The organism is Dokdonella sp. GW821-FHT11D02 (assembly GCF_058808595.1).
Map to the genome: position 1 here is coordinate 1,965,770 of NZ_CM179520.1, position 16,058 is coordinate 1,981,827.

General features: G+C 68.9%; 9 protein-coding genes. 5 read left to right on the forward strand and 4 right to left on the reverse strand.

Annotation, left to right across the window (positions count from 1 at the left end; translation table 11 throughout):
• The first annotated feature begins 66 nt into the window (after nt 1–66).
• From AC3QL3_RS08260 to AC3QL3_RS08270, 3 genes are all read left to right on the forward strand, one after another.
• Nucleotides 67–423 carry a YajD family HNH nuclease gene (locus AC3QL3_RS08260; protein ID WP_492897901.1) on the forward strand — a complete coding sequence of 119 codons (357 nt, stop codon included), beginning with the start codon at nt 67–69 and terminating at the stop codon, nt 421–423.
• Between the two features lie 10 nt (nt 424–433).
• On the forward strand, nt 434–1,147 hold the full coding sequence (locus AC3QL3_RS08265) for a pseudouridine synthase (protein WP_492897902.1): 714 nt from the start codon (nt 434–436) through the stop codon (nt 1,145–1,147).
• 134 nt (nt 1,148–1,281) lie between these two features.
• On the forward strand, nt 1,282–3,645 hold the full coding sequence (locus AC3QL3_RS08270) for a winged helix-turn-helix domain-containing protein (RefSeq protein ID WP_492897903.1): 2,364 nt from the start codon (nt 1,282–1,284) through the stop codon (nt 3,643–3,645).
• Nucleotides 3,646–3,750: 105 nt separating this feature from the next.
• Here AC3QL3_RS08270 and AC3QL3_RS08275 read toward each other — a convergent pair whose 3' ends face one another.
• Nucleotides 3,751–4,233: a YajQ family cyclic di-GMP-binding protein gene (locus AC3QL3_RS08275; protein WP_492897904.1), complete on the reverse strand. Its 483-nt coding sequence runs from the start codon at nt 4,231–4,233 to the stop codon at nt 3,751–3,753.
• A gap of 100 nt (nt 4,234–4,333) precedes the next feature.
• Between AC3QL3_RS08275 and AC3QL3_RS08280 the strand changes: the two genes are divergently transcribed.
• Nucleotides 4,334–5,107, forward strand: a complete 774-nt coding sequence (locus AC3QL3_RS08280) for a phosphodiester glycosidase family protein (protein ID WP_492897905.1) — start codon at nt 4,334–4,336, stop codon at nt 5,105–5,107.
• 340 nt (nt 5,108–5,447) lie between these two features.
• Here the strand turns inward: AC3QL3_RS08280 and AC3QL3_RS08285 are convergent, their stop codons facing one another.
• From AC3QL3_RS08285 to dbpA, 3 genes are all read right to left on the reverse strand, one after another.
• A complete protein-coding gene (locus AC3QL3_RS08285) occupies nt 5,448–6,032 on the reverse strand; it encodes a DUF1415 domain-containing protein (protein ID WP_492897906.1) in 585 nt (194 codons plus the stop codon).
• Nucleotides 6,029–7,033, reverse strand: coding sequence for a TraB/GumN family protein (locus AC3QL3_RS08290; protein WP_492897907.1), 1,005 nt, complete (start codon nt 7,031–7,033; stop codon nt 6,029–6,031). The genes AC3QL3_RS08285 and AC3QL3_RS08290 overlap by 4 nt, the downstream gene beginning before the upstream one ends.
• A gap of 96 nt (nt 7,034–7,129) precedes the next feature.
• Nucleotides 7,130–8,494 carry an ATP-dependent RNA helicase DbpA gene (gene dbpA, locus AC3QL3_RS08295; protein WP_492897908.1) on the reverse strand — a complete coding sequence of 455 codons (1,365 nt, stop codon included), beginning with the start codon at nt 8,492–8,494 and terminating at the stop codon, nt 7,130–7,132.
• A 237-nt stretch (nt 8,495–8,731) separates the two neighbouring features.
• Here dbpA and AC3QL3_RS08300 point away from each other — a divergent pair, with 237 nt between their 5' ends.
• Nucleotides 8,732–15,931: a choice-of-anchor U domain-containing protein gene (locus tag AC3QL3_RS08300; protein ID WP_492897909.1), complete on the forward strand. Its 7,200-nt coding sequence runs from the start codon at nt 8,732–8,734 to the stop codon at nt 15,929–15,931.
• Nucleotides 15,932–16,058: the final 127 nt, after the last annotated feature.

A 16,058-nucleotide genomic window follows, 5' to 3' on the forward strand; every position in this document is an offset into this window, starting at 1 on the left:
GGCGGCTTTGCGCTATCGTCGCGCCGCGGCCGAGCGTGCCGCGTGTACGCGATCAACGAACTTCACATGGACAACGGCAAACTCGACCGCATCGTCGCCCAGGCGCGCCGCGCCGCCGAACAGCGCGGGCACGGCTACCGCGAGCGCGCACTGCAGATGTATCCGTGGGTGTGCGGCCGCTGCGCGCGCAGCTTCACGCGCGAGAACCTGCGCGAGCTGACCGTGCACCACCGCGATCACGACCACGACAACAACCCGCCCGACGGCAGCAATTGGGAGCTGTTGTGCGTGTACTGCCACGACAACGAGCACTCGCGCTACATCGACCACGTCGAGGGCGATCACGCCGAAGCGGCGGCGGCCGCGGCGACGAGCAATCCGTTCGCGGGCCTGAAGGACTTGCTCACCCGCAGCAAGAACTGACCGCGCGCGCATGAAGCTGGTCAAACGCATCGCCAATCTCGGCTACGGCAGTCGCAAGCAAGTCACGGCGATGTTCCGCGAGGGTCGCGTCACCGACGCGAGTGGCGAGGTGCTGTACGCGGACGATCAGGTTGAGCACGCCGCGATCCGCCTCGACGGCGAGCCGCTCGATCCGCCGCCCGGCCTCGCGCTGATGCTGCACAAGCCGGTCGGCTACACCTGTTCGACCAAGGACGCCGGCCGTCTCGTCTACGATTTGTTGCCGCCGCGTTTCCGCCAGCGCGATCCGCAGCTGTCGAGCGTCGGCCGGCTCGACCGCGACACCTCGGGCCTGCTGCTCTTCACCGACGACGGCGCGCTGCTGCACCGGATCATCTCGCCGCGCGCGCAGGTGGTGAAGCGCTATCGCGCGAGCTTGGCCGAAGACTTGCGCGGCGACGAGGCCGCGCTGTTCGCCAGCGGCACGCTGATGCTCGATTCGGAAACCACGCCGCTGGCGCCGGCGCAGCTGACCGCGCTCGGCGCGCGCGAGGCGCTGCTGGCGATCCGCGAAGGCCGCTACCACCAGGTGCGCCGCATGTTCGCGGCGGTCGGCAACCACGTGGTCGCGCTGCGGCGCGAATCGATCGGCGCGCTCGCGCTCGGCGACCTGCCGTCCGGCGCCTGGCAGGCGCTGGATGCGGCGCAGATCGCGGCGGTATTCGAGTCCGAACCGGCTGCTTGAGCCAGGCGGACGAGTACAGGAGCGGCAGCCCGTGTCGCTGCCGCCGCGCGTCAATACAGATGCAACGCCGCTCGCTAGAGTAGGCCGGTGCGCTGGCCGTCGCAGGCGCTTGCTGTCGAGTGCGAGGTTGGCGGATGGAATACCGTTTCGGGCCGTTTCGATTGGCACCGGCCCTGCGCGAAGCGTGGCGCGAGGACGCGCCGATCGCGCTGCCGCGCCGCGTGTACGACTGCCTGACCTATCTGATCGAACAGCGCGCGCGCGCGGTCGGGCGCGACGAACTGGTCGGTGCGGTGTGGGGACGGGTCGACGTCGACGACGTGCAGGTCAGCCAGCTGATCGCGCGCGTGCGCCGCGCGATCGGCGACGACGCGCAGACGCAGACCGCGATCCGCACCTTGCCGGGCTTCGGCTATCGCTGGATCGCCGCGACCACGGTCGAGCAGCCGGCGACGGCGCCGGTCGAAGCGCCCGCGCCCGTGCCGAGCGCGCCGGAATCGTCTGCACTGCCGACGCCGGCTGCATCGACGGCGGCGCCGCCAGCCCAGAGCCGAGCGCTGCGAACGGCCATCGCGCTCGCCCTCGTCGCGGCGCTCGCGCTGGCGTTCGCGGCCTTCTTCTTCCTGCGCGGCCCGGCGGTATCCGAGCGCCGCGACGCCGCACGCGTGCAGGCGGTCGTGGTGCTGCCGCTGCGGGTCGACGCCACCAGCGAACTCGGTTGGGTGCGGCTCGGCGCGATGGCTCTGGTCGCCGACCGGTTGCGCGGCGCCAGCCTGCCTGTGCCCGCCGCCGAAAGCGTGCTGGCGGCGCTGCAGGGCGTCGGCGACGAGGACACCGGGCTAGCCGACAAGCGCATCGAACAAGCTTTCGGTGCGAGCCTGCGCGTGCACGGCGCGGCGAAGAAGACCGCGCAGGGTTGGAACGTGCAGCTCGACGCTGTCGACAACAGCGGCGTCGCGCATCGCAGCGAAGCGCAGGACGCCGAGATGTCCACCGCGGCGCGGCGTGCGGCCGATCTGATCGCCGCGGCGCTCGGCCGCGTGCCGCCGAGCGGCGCGGTCGAGGACGACGCGCCGCAGGAACGCTGGCAGCAGGCGCGCTCGGCCCTGCTCGCCGGTGAATTGGCGACGGCGCGCAGCCTGCTCCAGTCTGGCGCCGACGCGGACGCGCCCGAGCCGCGCATGCTGCTGGCCGAAGTCGAATTCCGCGGCGGTCATCCCGACGTCGCCGAAGGCATGCTGAGCAAGCTGCTCGACGAAGCGGCCGTGCGGGCCGATCCGCGCCGGTTGGCGCGCGCAGCGAGCGGCCGCGCCGACGTGCGTTTCCGCCGCACCGACTTCGCCGGCGCTGGCGCCGACTACGACGCTGCGATCGCCGCGCTGCGCGATCGCCAGGACGTGCCCGAACTCGCGCGCGCCTTGAACGGCCGTGGCCTGGTGCGCTTGCGTCAGCAACACTACGACCAAGCGGCCGCCGATTTCGGTCACGCGATCACCGTCTACCGCAGCTTCGGCGACAGCTTGGGCGTGGCCGAGGCGAACGCGAACCTGGGCCGGCTCGAATCGGTGCGCGGTCATTTCGAGCAGGCCTTGCCGTATCTGAGCGGTGCGATCGAACGCTTCGAGGCGTTCGGCGCGATCGAGCGCGTGGTGACGGTATCGACGGCGCAGCTGGATGCGTACGCGCAGCTGCTGCGCTGGCCCGAGGCGCTCGCTGCCAGCGACCGCCAGTGGGCGTTGCGCGAACGCATCGGCGACGCCGCGCTGGCGCTGCTCGTCGGTGGGCGGCGCGGACGTGTGCTGCTCGCGCTCGGCCGCATCGACGAAGCGCAGCGACTCGGCAAGGAGCTGCGCGAGCGCCACGCGAACGTCCGCGCGGAGGCGCAGCGCTATCTCTACGATTTCGAGGCCGATCTGGCTTGGCAATCGCAGCGCGCCGCCGAAGCCGCCGCGGCAGCCGAGCAAGCCTTGGCCACCTGGCCGGTGGATCCGTCCTTCGATCGCTACGCGCATCTGGTGCTGTTGCGTCAACGCGCCCTGATCGCCGCCGGTCGCGCCGAGCCCGGCACGATCGAGCCGCGCTTGGCCGCCGCCGATGCCGGCACCGCGGCGCCGGCCTTCAACATCGCCGTTGCCGAATGGGCCGCGCGCGGCGGGCGCGAGGGCGAGGCCGCCGCCGCGTTCCAACGCGCCTTCACCAGCGCGCAGAACAACAGCATTCCGGCCGAGCTGTGCACGGTGGCCGAGAGCTGGACGCCGTGGCTGATCGCGCACGAACGCCTCGACCAGGCCGCCGGTGTGGCCGGCCGCGTCGTCGCCTGGGCCGAGCGCGACTACGACTGCGCCTTGGTGCAACTGCGTCTGTTTCACGCCTATGGCCGCCGCGACAGCTGGGCGGAGGCGTTGCGCAACGCGCAGGCGCTGGCCGGCGAACGCATCGTGCCGGCCGCACTGGCGACGCCTCCAGCGGCATCGGCGGTGCCGATTTCGCCGCCTTGAAGCGCGGTCCTATCGGTTCGCTAGCGCCGCGCTAGAGCGTCGGCATGAGCTGCGGTAGTGCACCGGCGCGGATTCCGCCGCGATCGGTGCGTGCGCGGTTTGCGCTCAGTCGCGGAAGTTGTCGAACTGCAGCGGCACTTCGAACTCGCTCTTACGCAAGAGTGCGATCGCGATCTGCAGGTCGTCGCGCTTCTTGCCGTTCACGCGCAGCTTGTCGCCGTTGATCTGCGCTTCGACCTTGAGCTTGGCCGCCTTGATCGCCGCGACGATCTTCTTCGCCACCGCCTGCTCGATGCCTTGCTTGACCGTGATCCGCTGCTTGGCGACGGCGAGGTTGACCTCCGGGTCGGCGGCGTCAAGGCAACGCACGTCGATGCCGCGCGCGGCCAGGCGCGTGCGCAGGATGTCGATCATCTGTTTGAGCTGGAATTCGCTCGGCGCCGACTGCGTGATGACCGAATCGTCCAGTTCGAAGCGCGCGTCGCTGCCCTTGAAGTCGAAACGGTTGCCGAGTTCGCGGTTGGCCTGATCGACCGCATTGGTCAGTTCGTGCTTGTCGACTTCGGAAACCACATCGAACGAAGGCATGGGCGGGGTCGCGTTCGGGAAGAGGGCGACAGTGTAGCCGTTGCTCGATCGTCGCCGCGGTTAACGCAATCGCAAGCCCGCTTTGAGCGACAATCGGTGCATGAAGCTGCGTTGGGTTTTCTCCGTGGTGTTGGCGGCCGTGCTGGCGGGCGCCGCGCGTTCGGCTGCGGCGCTCGACAGCCGCATGCTGCACGTGGACGCGATCGACTATCGCGTCGTCCGCGTCGACTTGAAGCACGACGCGCTCGAAGCGCATTGGCGTGACGACGGCGGCAACGCGTTCGCCAGCATCGACACGCTCAAGCGCTGGGGCGAGGGGCAGGGACGCAAGCTCCTGTTCGCGACCAATGCCGGCATCTACGACCGCCAGTTCCGTCCGCTCGGCTTGTACGTCGAAGACGGCCAGACCCTGCGTCCGCTCAACACGACCAAGGGCAACGCGCGCGCCGGCAATTTCTCGATGCAGCCCAACGGCGTGTTCTCGATCGATCGCCGCGGCCGCGCCGCCGTGGTGGCGACCGGCGACTGGAACGGCCGCGGCGTCGATGCGCGTGTGGCCACCCAATCGGGTCCGATGCTGGTGGTCGGCGGCGAGATCAATCCGCTGTTCGAGGAAGATTCGGACAGCCTGAAGTGGCGCAGCGGCGTGTGCGCGCGCACGGCGGACGAGGCGCTGTTCGCGGTCAGCCTCGCGCCGGTCACGTTCCACGCGTTCGCGCGCCTGTTCCGCGACGAGCTTGGCTGCCGCGAGGCGCTTTATCTGGACGGCACCTTGTCGCGCATCTACACCGATGCGGACGGCTACGCCGGCGCGCCGGCGATGATGGTCAAGCCGTATGCGGGAATGTTGGCGGTGTTCGGAGCGGCCGACTGAAGCGGCTCACGGGTGCGGAAGTTTTTCTGCGAAACCATCGTTCGCGCGTCCGTGCGCGAAACGACGATGAAACGAGCCGAAGCATCGATTCGATCAGCGACGCGGCGATATTCAGCGCGTCGCCGATCCAAGCGGCCGGCTTCAGCCCGAAGAACGCGCCACTAGCGGCCTTTCGCCGCCTTCTTGGCGCTCTTCTCGGCGCGCTTTTCCTTCAGCGATTTTTCCGGTTTCTTCTTTTCGGTCTTCTTCTGGTTCAAGCCTTTCATACAGGCCTCCTCGAAATAAACGGACGGGGCTACGACGGCTCGGCGCTGGATGGCCGCGCGCGTCCGCGCAAATCCTAGTCGCTCTCGCGTCGAGTTGAAATATCCCGCGCGTCGTTCCACAGCGCGTCCCAGCCGGCGCGGCCGAGCCGGCGCAAGCTGTCGATGTTGCGCCGGTAGATCGCGCCCGGATCGGCGATCGATTCGATCGCCGCTTCGACGCCGGCCACGCGCAACAGATGCAGGATCGGATACGGCGAGCGATTGGTGCAGTTCTCGATCGCATCGATCTCGGCGTCGCCGAACTGGTAGTGCGGATGGAAGCTCGCGATCTGCAGTTCGGCATCCAGGTCGAGTTCGACCAGGGCCGCTTCGGCGGCGTCGAGGAAATCGTTGTAGTCGAGAAAATCGCCGAGGACGTGCGGATGGATCAGCAAGGTGGTTTCGATCGTGCGCGCGTCGGCGGCGATCAAACGCTGCGCTTCTTCGCGCAGATCGGCGAGCAGCGCGTCGGTGTCGCGCGCGGCGCTGACGCGGTAGCGCACGCGTTCCTGCGCGTACGGCGCGCGTGCGAACGGGCACAGGCCGAGGCCGATCACGGCGCGTTCGATCCAGCGCCGGGTCGCGGCGATCACCGCAGCCTCGTCCGGCGCCGCTTTCACTCCGGCGCCTCGACCGTGTAGCCCTTCGCGCGCAGGCGCGAGAGCCAGCCGTCGCTCTTGCTGAGTTCGCTCATCGGCAGCACGGCGAAGGTGCTGACATTACGCGCGAGCGCGCCTTCGGCGGCCTTGCTCCATTCCTCGGCGATGCGCACCTGCGCCGCGGCGATGCGCTCGCGCAGGCCCGGCGCGCTGGCGACGCCGCTGATGCAGGTCTGGTCCTGGTCGACGTAGGGCAGGTCGCGCAAGCCGTCGAGATCGCCGCTGGCCCAGGCGTTCGCGCGCAGCTTCATCGCGGCCAGATCCGTTTCGAGGCGATCCATCGTCGCGCGCAGGCAGGCGATGTCGGCCTCGCGCGGCGAGCTTTTGAATTCGCGGATGACCTGGCGCGGATCGTCGACCTCGATCTCGACCTTGACCTCGCTGACCTTGACGCCGTGCTGCTTGGCGATCTCGCGCACCAACGACTGCGCGTCGTTCTTCAAACTGAGGCCGGATTTGCCGATCGCCTTGCGATACAACTCGCGCGCGGCGAACATCGGGCGTTGCCGTTCGATGCCGCGGTCGCGACCGATGTAGCGCTCCTTCAATACCTGCCAGCGCGCGTACAGTTCGGGCGGCAGCACGTCTTCGAGCTTGTCGCCGTCGGAATTCTTGCGCACCCCGATCAGTGCCGGCAGCAGAGTCAGGCGGCGGAAGAAGCCGATCTCCACGTTCGGCCGCGGCGCGGTCAACACTTCCTGCGATTGCGCGATCAGCTCATCGGCCTGCTTGGAGCGCCAGGTCATGCCGGCCGGCAGCGGCGACCAGGTGCCGAGAATCCACAGGGTGTGATCGTCCTTGGACACTTTCCAAAGTCCCGGTCCCGGCTGCTCGCCGGTGACCAGCACGGTGTCCATCACCGGCGTGTCGACGCTGGCGGCCGCGCTCGCGACGGGCGGGGAGGGTGCCTGCGCGAACGCCGCGCCGGCCGTGGCGAGGAAGAAAACGACGCTACGCAACATCCGTCTGATCCTGTCGGAAAAACCGGCGCAGCCTACGCGTTGGATGGTGAATCGCATTTGACGCGGCGATGCGGATGCTCTTGCAATCGCCGCGGCTCAGATCCGCATCACGCGCAAGTTGCGCCCCTTGATGCGGCCGGCGCGCAGGCGTGCCAGCGCTTGCGCGGCGTCTTCGCGCCGGATCGCAACGTAGGAGCGGGTCGGGAACACGTCGATCTTGCCGACCGCCGCCGCCACCAGGCCGGCCTCGCCGGTGAGCGCGCCGAGGATGTCGCCGGGGCGCAGCTTGTCGCTGCGGCCGGCGTCGATGCGCAAGGTCGCCATCGGCGCCGGCAGCGCCGCCACTGCGCCGGCTTTCAGCGTGTCCCAGCGCAGCGGCGCGCCGTCGCGCGTGGCGATCGTTTCGGCGCGCTGCGTTTCGCGCGCCGCGACCAGGTTCAGCGCAAGGCCTTTGCGGCCGGCGCGGCCGGTGCGGCCGATGCGATGCAGGTAGGCGTCGGCGTCGTGCGGCAGTTCGTAGTTGACCACGGTGTCGAGGTCCTTGACGTCGAGTCCGCGCGCGGCGACGTCGCTGGCGACCAAGACGCGGCAGCTGCGGTTGGCCAGGCGCACCAGCACTTCGTCGCGGTCGCGCTGCTCCATGTCGCCGTGCAGGGCGAGCGCGTGCACGTTGGCGCGGCTCAAGGCCTCGGCCACCTCGTCCACTTCGCGCCGCGTGTTGCAGAACACCACGCAGGAGTCGGGTTGCACTTCGCCGAGCAGGGCGACCAGCGCGGCCGGCTTGCGCGCCGATTCGATCGCGTAGAAGCGCTGCTCGATTTCAGGGCGCTCCTCGACGCCGCCGATGGTGACTTCGACCGGTTCGCGCAGGAAATCGCGGCCGAGGCGGCGGATGTCTTCGGGAAAGGTCGCCGAAAACAGCAGGCCCTGCCGCTGCGGCGGCAGGAAGCGCACGATCTCGCGGATCGCCGGCTCAAAACCCATGTCGAGCATGCGGTCGGCTTCGTCGAGCACGAGCGTGCGCACCTTCGCGAGCGACAGCGCCTTTTTTTCGAGCAGTTCCTGCACGCGCCCGGGCGTACCGACGATGACGTGCGAATCCTTGCGCAAGCTCGCCAGCTGCGGCCCGAGCGGGATGCCGCCGGTCAGCAGCAGTACCTTCAAGTTCGGCACCGCCGCGGCGAGGCGGCGGATTTCCTTGGCGACTTGATCGGCCAGTTCGCGCGTCGGACACAACACCAGCGCCTGCGGCTTGACCAGGCTCGCATCGAGCCGCTGCAACAGGCCGAGGGCGAAGGCGACGGTCTTGCCGCTGCCGGTGGGCGCCTGCGCAATGAGGTCGCGGCCCTCGAGCAGGGCCGGCAGGCTGGCGGACTGCACCGGCGTCATTTCGACGTAGCCGAGCGTGTCGAGCGAGTGTTGCAGGGAGGAGGCGAGCGGGAGCGAGGAGAAGGCGTTCATCCCGCATTCTCGCAGGTCGCCGGGCGGCAGCGCGAACCGGGCCGCCGCTTGCGCCGATCCGGCCGGGCGAGCGGCGAGCCGGCTCGCCAGCAATTGCAGCGTATAGAGATCGTGAATTTCGCAGCGAAAAATATTTTGTTCGATTTGTGCGCTTCGTCACACTTGCATCTGTAACTTTTTAAGGCGACCCTTGCGCAACGGCTCGCCGCAACGGCGCGCTGCTCCGGGGGGAGTCTCATGTTCGTATCGTTTCTCGTCGCCTGCCGTCGCCGGCTGCGTTCGACGCTGCTGCTCGCTTTGGTCGCCGTTTCCGGTCCCGCCTTCGCCGCTCCCGGCGATCCGCTCGGTCCGCTGCAGAACGTCGGTGCCGGCGGCGTGCTGAACCAAGATCCGTTCTTCAAGGACATCATCGCCTCGCGCGCGATGGTCAGCCTGACCGGCGGCAACGTCGTGGTCGGCTGGCGCGCTCGCCACAGCACGGCAATGCCGCCGTCCAATCCCGATTCCCCCGACGGCACCAACGGCAAGCAATACGGCGCGTTCTTCCGGATTTTTTCCGGCACCACGGGAGCGGCGCTGAGCGCAGCTCCGGTGGCGCCGTATCTGGACATCAATGCCGACGGCACCGGCCGCCAGAACGTGCCCTTGCTCGCCTCGCTCAGCGGCGGCGGCTTCGTCATCGTGTGGAACTCGGCCGGCGGTCCCGGCGACACCTATCTCGACGGCAACTTCGGCGGCGACGCCTGGGGCCGCGTCTACAACGCGGACGGCACGCCGGCCAGCGGCACCTTCCACATCAACGAGAACGATCCGAACGGATTCCCCGATCTGCAAGAGCCGGCGGCCGTGATCGGGCTGACCGGCGGCGGTTTCGCGGTGCTGTGGCGAGACCAGAACGACGCGCCCGGCGCCAACACCAATACCGACGACTTGTTCTTGCGCGTCTATTCCGCCAACGGCACGCCGCAGGCGGCCAGCGTGCGCCTGGGCGGCGTCGCGCACGACGCGTTCTTCAAGGACGTGAGCGATTCCACCTACGGCCGTTCGCTGGCCGCACTGAGCAACGGCAACGTCGCCGTGGCCTGGGCCGTGCGCGAGGGAACCGGCGGCAGCAGCGTCGAAGGCAGCGGCGGCGCCGGTGCCGGTTTCGTGCAAGTGTTCAACGCCTCCGGCGCGGCGGTTTCCGGCTTGATCGCTCCCTACACCGACATCAATCCCGACGCCAGTGGGAATCAGGGAATACCGCTGGTGGTGGCGCTCAGCGGCGGCGGCTTCGCCGTGACCTGGAACTCCAATCACAACAGCAACGACGGCGCCAACTCCGATGTCGGCAACGGCTTCGGCGCGGATACCGGCGGCGACACCTATACGCGCACTTACAACAACTCCGGCGTGGCCACCGGCGGCACCGTGCGCGTCAACGAATCGCGCACCGCCGACAGCGAATATCCCTGGGGCATGGTCGCCCTCAGCGGCGGTGGTTTTGCCATCGTCTGGTACGAGGACGACGAAACCGCGGCCAACAGCGACGACTTCTTCGTGCGCGCGTTCAGCGCGACCGGCGTGCCGAGCGCGGCCAGCGTGCTGATCGGCGACACCCCTGCCGATCCGCTGTACGAGGATTTCGAAGGCGCCTACGGCCTGGTCGCGCTCGACGACGGCGGTTTCGCCGCCGGCATACGCGTGCGCGACTCGGCCAACAACGGCAGCGGCACCTCGGTCGACGGTGGCGGCTATGCCGCGGCGATCCGCGTGTTCAACGCCAACGGCAGCACGCGCACCGGCGTGATCTATCCCTATCTCGACATCAACCCCAACGGCAGCGGCAGCCAGAACATTCCGCGCCTCGCCGCCACCACCGGCGGCTTCGCGGTGACCTGGAACTCGGCGCGCAACACCGACGACGGCGCCAACAGCGACCAAGGCAACGGCAGCAACAACACCAGCGGCGGCGACACTTGGGTGCGGCTGTACAACAACGCCGGCAATCCGGTGCACGCGACGATCCGTGTGCACGACACCGAGCCGACCGGCACCGTCGACGAGCAGACGCCGCAAGCGATCGTCAAATCCGGCAACGGCTTCGCGGTGCTGATGCGCGACGAGAACAATGCGACCGGCAACACCGACGATCTGTACGTGCGCCTGTTCGGCGATGCGCCGGCGGCAGCGCCGGAGATCGCGGTGGAGCAGCCGGCCGGCACCAACATCGCCGACGGCGGCAGCAAGGCCTTCGGCAACGTCAACGTCGGCAGCAACACCAGCCTGACCTTCACCATCCGCAATTCCGGCACGGCCAACCTGACCGGATTGACGATTACCAAGGACGGCGCCAACGCCGGCGATTTCACCGTCACCGCCAACCCGACCGCGCCGGTCGCAGCGAGCGGCACGACCACCTTCACCGTGCAATTCGCCCCCGGCGGCGCCGGCGCGCGCAGCGCGGCCATCCACATCGCCAACAACGATGCGGACGAGAACCCGTTCGACATCACGCTGACCGGCACCGGCGTCGCGCTCCCTAACCTCAGCATCAACGACGTCAGCCTCAACGAAGGCAACACCGGTACGACCAACTACACCTTCACCGTCAGCCTGTCGGCCCCGGCCGGCGCCGGCGGCGTCACGTTCGACATCGCGACTGCGAATGGCACCGCCACCGCGCCGAGCGACTACACGACCAAATCGCTGACCGCGCAGACCATTCCGGCCGGCAGCTCGACCTACGCCTTCAGCGTGCTGGTCAACGGCGATTTCGCGGTCGAGCCGAACGAGACCTTTTTGGTCAACGTCACCAACGTCACCAACGCGACCGTGACCGACGCGCAAGGGCAGGGCACGATCGTCAACGACGACACCGTCGGCGTCACCGTCAGTCCGACCTCAGGCTTGGTCACCACCGAGGTCGGCGGCACCGCGACCTTCACTGTCGTCTTGAACTCGCAGCCGAGCGCGAACGTCACCATCGGCCTCAGCAGCAGCGACACCACCGAAGGCACCGTCTCGCCCGCGAGCCTGACGTTCACCAACGCGAACTGGAACACCGCGCAGACCGTCACCGTGACCGGCGTCAACGACGCCGTCGACGACGGCGACATCGCCTACACGATCGTCACCGCCGCGGCGACCAGCGGCGATGCCGGCTACTCGGGATTCAATCCGGCCGATGTGACCGTCACCAACACCGACGACGACACCGCCGGCATCACGGTCAGCCCGACCTCCGGGCTCGTCACCACCGAAGCGGGCGCCAGCGCCATCTTCACCGTCGTGCTCACTTCGCAGCCGACCGCTGATGTAACCATTCCGCTGTCGAGCAGCGATACGACCGAGGGTACGGTGGCACCGGCCAGCGTGACCTTCACCGCCGCGAACTGGAACGTCGCGCAGACCGTGACGGTGACCGGCGTCAACGACTTGGTTGACGACGGCGACATCGCGTACACGATCGTGACCGCCGCGGCGACCAGCACCGATCCGGGCTACGCCGGCCGCAATGCCGCCGACGTGGCCGTCACCAACATCGACGACGACACCGCCGCCGTGGTGGTGACGCCGACCTCGGGCCTGACGACCACCGAAGCCGGTGGCACCGCGACGTTTACGATCGTGCTGGGCAGCCAGCCGACCGCGGCGGTGACGATCGCCTTGTCGAGCAGCGACACCACGGAAGGAACCGTGGCGCCGGCCAGCGTCAGCTTCAGCACCGCCAATTGGAACGTGCCGCAGACGGTCACCGTCACCGGTGTCGACGATCTGGTCGACGACGGCGACATCACCTACACCATCGTCACCGCACCGGCGACCAGCAGCGATCCGGGTTACACCGGCCGCAACGGCGCCGACGTCAGCGTCAGCAACACCGACGACGACACCGCCTCGATCGTGGTGACGCCGACCAGCGGCCTGACCACCACCGAAGCCGGCGGCACGGCGACGTTCACCATCGAGCTCGGCAGTCAGCCGACCGCTGACGTCACCATTCCACTGTCGAGCAGCGACACGAGCGAAGGCACGGTGTCGCCGGCCAGCCTGACCTTTACCGCGGCGAACTGGAACGTGGCGCAGACGGTGACGGTGACCGGTGTCGACGATCTGATCGACGACGGCGACGTGACGTACACCATCGTCACCGCACCGGCGACCAGTAGCGACGCCGGTTACGCCGGCCGCGACGGCGCCGACGTCAGCGTCAGCAACACCGACGACGACACCGCCGGCATCACGGTGACGCCGACCAGCGGCCTCAGCACGACCGAAGCCGGTGGCACCGCGACCTTCACGATCGCACTGGCGACGCAGCCGACGGCCGATGTGACCATCGCGCTGTCGAGCAGCAACACCGACGAGGGTACGGTCGGCCCGGCCAGCGTGACCTTCACCGCGGCCAACTGGAACACGGCGCAGACGGTGACGGTCACCGGCGTCGACGACGCGCTCGACGACGGCGACATCGCCTACACCATCGTCACCGCTGCGGCGACCAGCAGCGACGCCGGTTACTCCGGCCGCGATGCGGCGGATGTCGCCGTCACCAATATCGACGACGATGCCGCCGGCATCACGGTGACGCCGGTGATCGGCCTGGTCACCAGCGAAGCCGGCACCACCGCCGCGTTCAATATCGTGCTCGACAGCGAGCCGACCGCGGACGTGACCATCGCGCTGTCGAGCAGCGACACCGCCGAAGGCACCATCGCGCCGGCCAGCGTGACCTTCACCGCGGCGGACTGGAACCAGCCGCAGACGATCACCGTGACCGGTGTCGACGATGCGATCGACGACGGCGACGTCGCCTACACGATCGTGACCGACCCGGCGACCAGTACCGACCCCAACTACGCCGGCATCGACGCCGACGACGTCGCGGTGACCAACACCGACAACGACACCGCCGGTATCACGGTCGCGCCGACGGCCGGCTTGATCACCACCGAAGCGGGCGGCACGGCGACCTTCACGGTCGTGCTCAACACCCAGCCGACCGCGGATGTGACGATCGCGCTGTCGAGCAGCGACACCGGCGAAGGCACGGTCGCACCGGCCAGCGTGACCTTCACCAGCGCGAACTGGAACACGGCGCAGACGGTCACCGTGACCGGCGTCGACGACGCGATGGTCGACGGCAGCATCGCCTACACCATCGTGACCGCGCCGGCGACCAGCACCGACCCGACCTACGCCGGCATCGACGCGGCGGACGTCGACGCCAGCAACAGCGACGACGACGTGGCGGGGATCTCCGTCTCGCCGACCGCGGGCCTGGTCACCAGCGAAGCGGGCGGCACGGCGACCTTCACCATCGCGCTGAACACGCAGCCGTCGGCCGACGTCACCATCGCGCTGTCGAGCAACGACACCAGCGAAGGCACCGTCACTCCGGCCAGCGTGACCTTCACCAGCGCGAACTGGAACCAGGCGCAGACCGTCACCGCTACCGGCGTCGACGACTCGATCATCGACGGCGACGTCGCCTACAGCATCGTCACCGCCGCGGCGACCAGCACCGATACCGACTACGCCGGCCTGAACGCGGACGACGTGATGGTGACCAACACCGACAACGACAGCGCCGGCATCACGGTTAACCCGACCGCCGGTCTGACCACGACCGAAGCGGGCGGCACGGCGACGTTCACCGTCGTGTTGAACACGCAGCCGTCGGCCGACGTGACGATCGCGCTCAGCAGCGACGACACCGCCGAAGGCACGGTCGCGCCGGCCAGCCTGACCTTCAGCGCGGCGAACTGGGACACCGCGCAGACGGTGACGGTGACCGGTGTCGACGACGCGCTCGCCGACGGCAACGTGGCCTACCACATCGTCACCGCCGCCGCGGTCAGCGCGGATACCGACTACAACGGCGTCGATGCGGCCGATGTGTCGGTGACCAACAGCGACGACGACAGCGCCGGTATCACGGTCAACCCGACCGCCGGACTCACCACCACCGAAGCGGGCGGCACGGCGACGTTCACCGTCGTGCTCAACACGCAACCGACCAGCGACGTGACCATCGCGCTCAGCAGCAGCGATACGAGCGAAGGCACGGTCGCCCCGGCCAGCGTGACCTTCACGGCGGCGAACTGGAACGCGGCGCAGACCGTAACGGTCACCGGCGTCGACGATCTGCTCGCCGACGGCGATGTCGCTTACAGCATCGTCACGGCGGCGGCGGTCAGTGCGGATGCGAACTACAACGGCGTCGATGCCGCCGACGTGGCGCTGACCAACACCGACAACGACGCGTCCGGCATCACGGTCTCGCCCACGGCGGGTCTGACGACGACCGAAGCGGGCGGCACGGCGACCTTCTCGGTCGTGCTGCGCACGCAGCCGACCGGCAATGTGACCATCGCACTCAGCAGCAGCGATACCAGCGAAGGCACGGTCGCGCCGGCCAGCCTGACCTTCACCGCGGCGAACTGGAACACCGCGCAGACCGCGACGGTGACCGGCGTCGACGACTCGGCCAGCGACGGCAACGTCGCCTACAGCATCGTCACGGCTGCGGCGGTCAGCACCGATCCGAGCTACAACGGCGTCGACGCGGCCGATGTCTCGGTGACCAACACCGACGACGACAGCAGCGGTGTCTCGATCACGCCGAGCGGCCCGATCACCACCAGCGAAAGCGGCAGCAGCGCCACGCTGTCGATCGTGCTGAACACGCAGCCGACGGCGAACGTGACGATCCCGATCGCTTCGAGCGACAGCAGCGAAGCGAGCGTGTCGCCGGCCAGCGTGACCTTCACCGCGGCGAACTGGAACACACCGCAGACGGTCACCGTCACCGGCGTCGACGACCTCTCCTTCGACGGCAACGTGGCCTACACGATCCAGCCCGGCCCGGTCGCTTCGACCGATCCGGTCTACCAAGGCGTCGCCTTGGCGCCGATCGCCGGCAGCAACACCGACGACGAGACCGATCGCCTGACGGGCTCGACAGCCACCGGCAGCGGCCCGGCGACGATCCTGATCGCCGGCGGCCAATGCTCGCTCGATCCGGCACAAAGCGGGTTCGTCGCGATGAGCGGCCTGCAGCTGCCGAGCGGAGTCTCGTTCCCGCACGGGGCGGTCGCGTTGCGCGCGCAAGGGTGCACGGTCGGCACCAGCCTGACGGTGACCTTGACGTTCCCGTCGCTGCCGCCGGGTTGGGCGCTGTGGAAGCTCAGTGCCGCAGCGGCGCCGGCCACGATCACGGCGGCGCCGTCGGGCGCGACCAGCGTGGTCTACACGATCGTCGACGGCGGTCCGCTCGACGCTGACGGCGCCGCGAATGGCGTCATCGTCGATCCGGTCGCGCTGGGTGTGCCGCAGCAACCGGGCACGGGCGAGGCGAAGCCGGTACCGGCCGGTGATCCGCGTGCGCTCGGGTTGTTGCTGGTACTGCTGGCCGGCATCGGTGCGCTGTTCGCGCGCCGGGCGCGGGTCTGAGGAGCCATCGAAGGGCGCTTCCCGCGAACGCGGGAAGCGCCTCGCGACCGCCGAAGGCCGTTCACCCGAAGCACGCCCGAAGGTCCGCATGCGCACCGCGGCGCTCATCCGTGCCGTAGCGATCGCC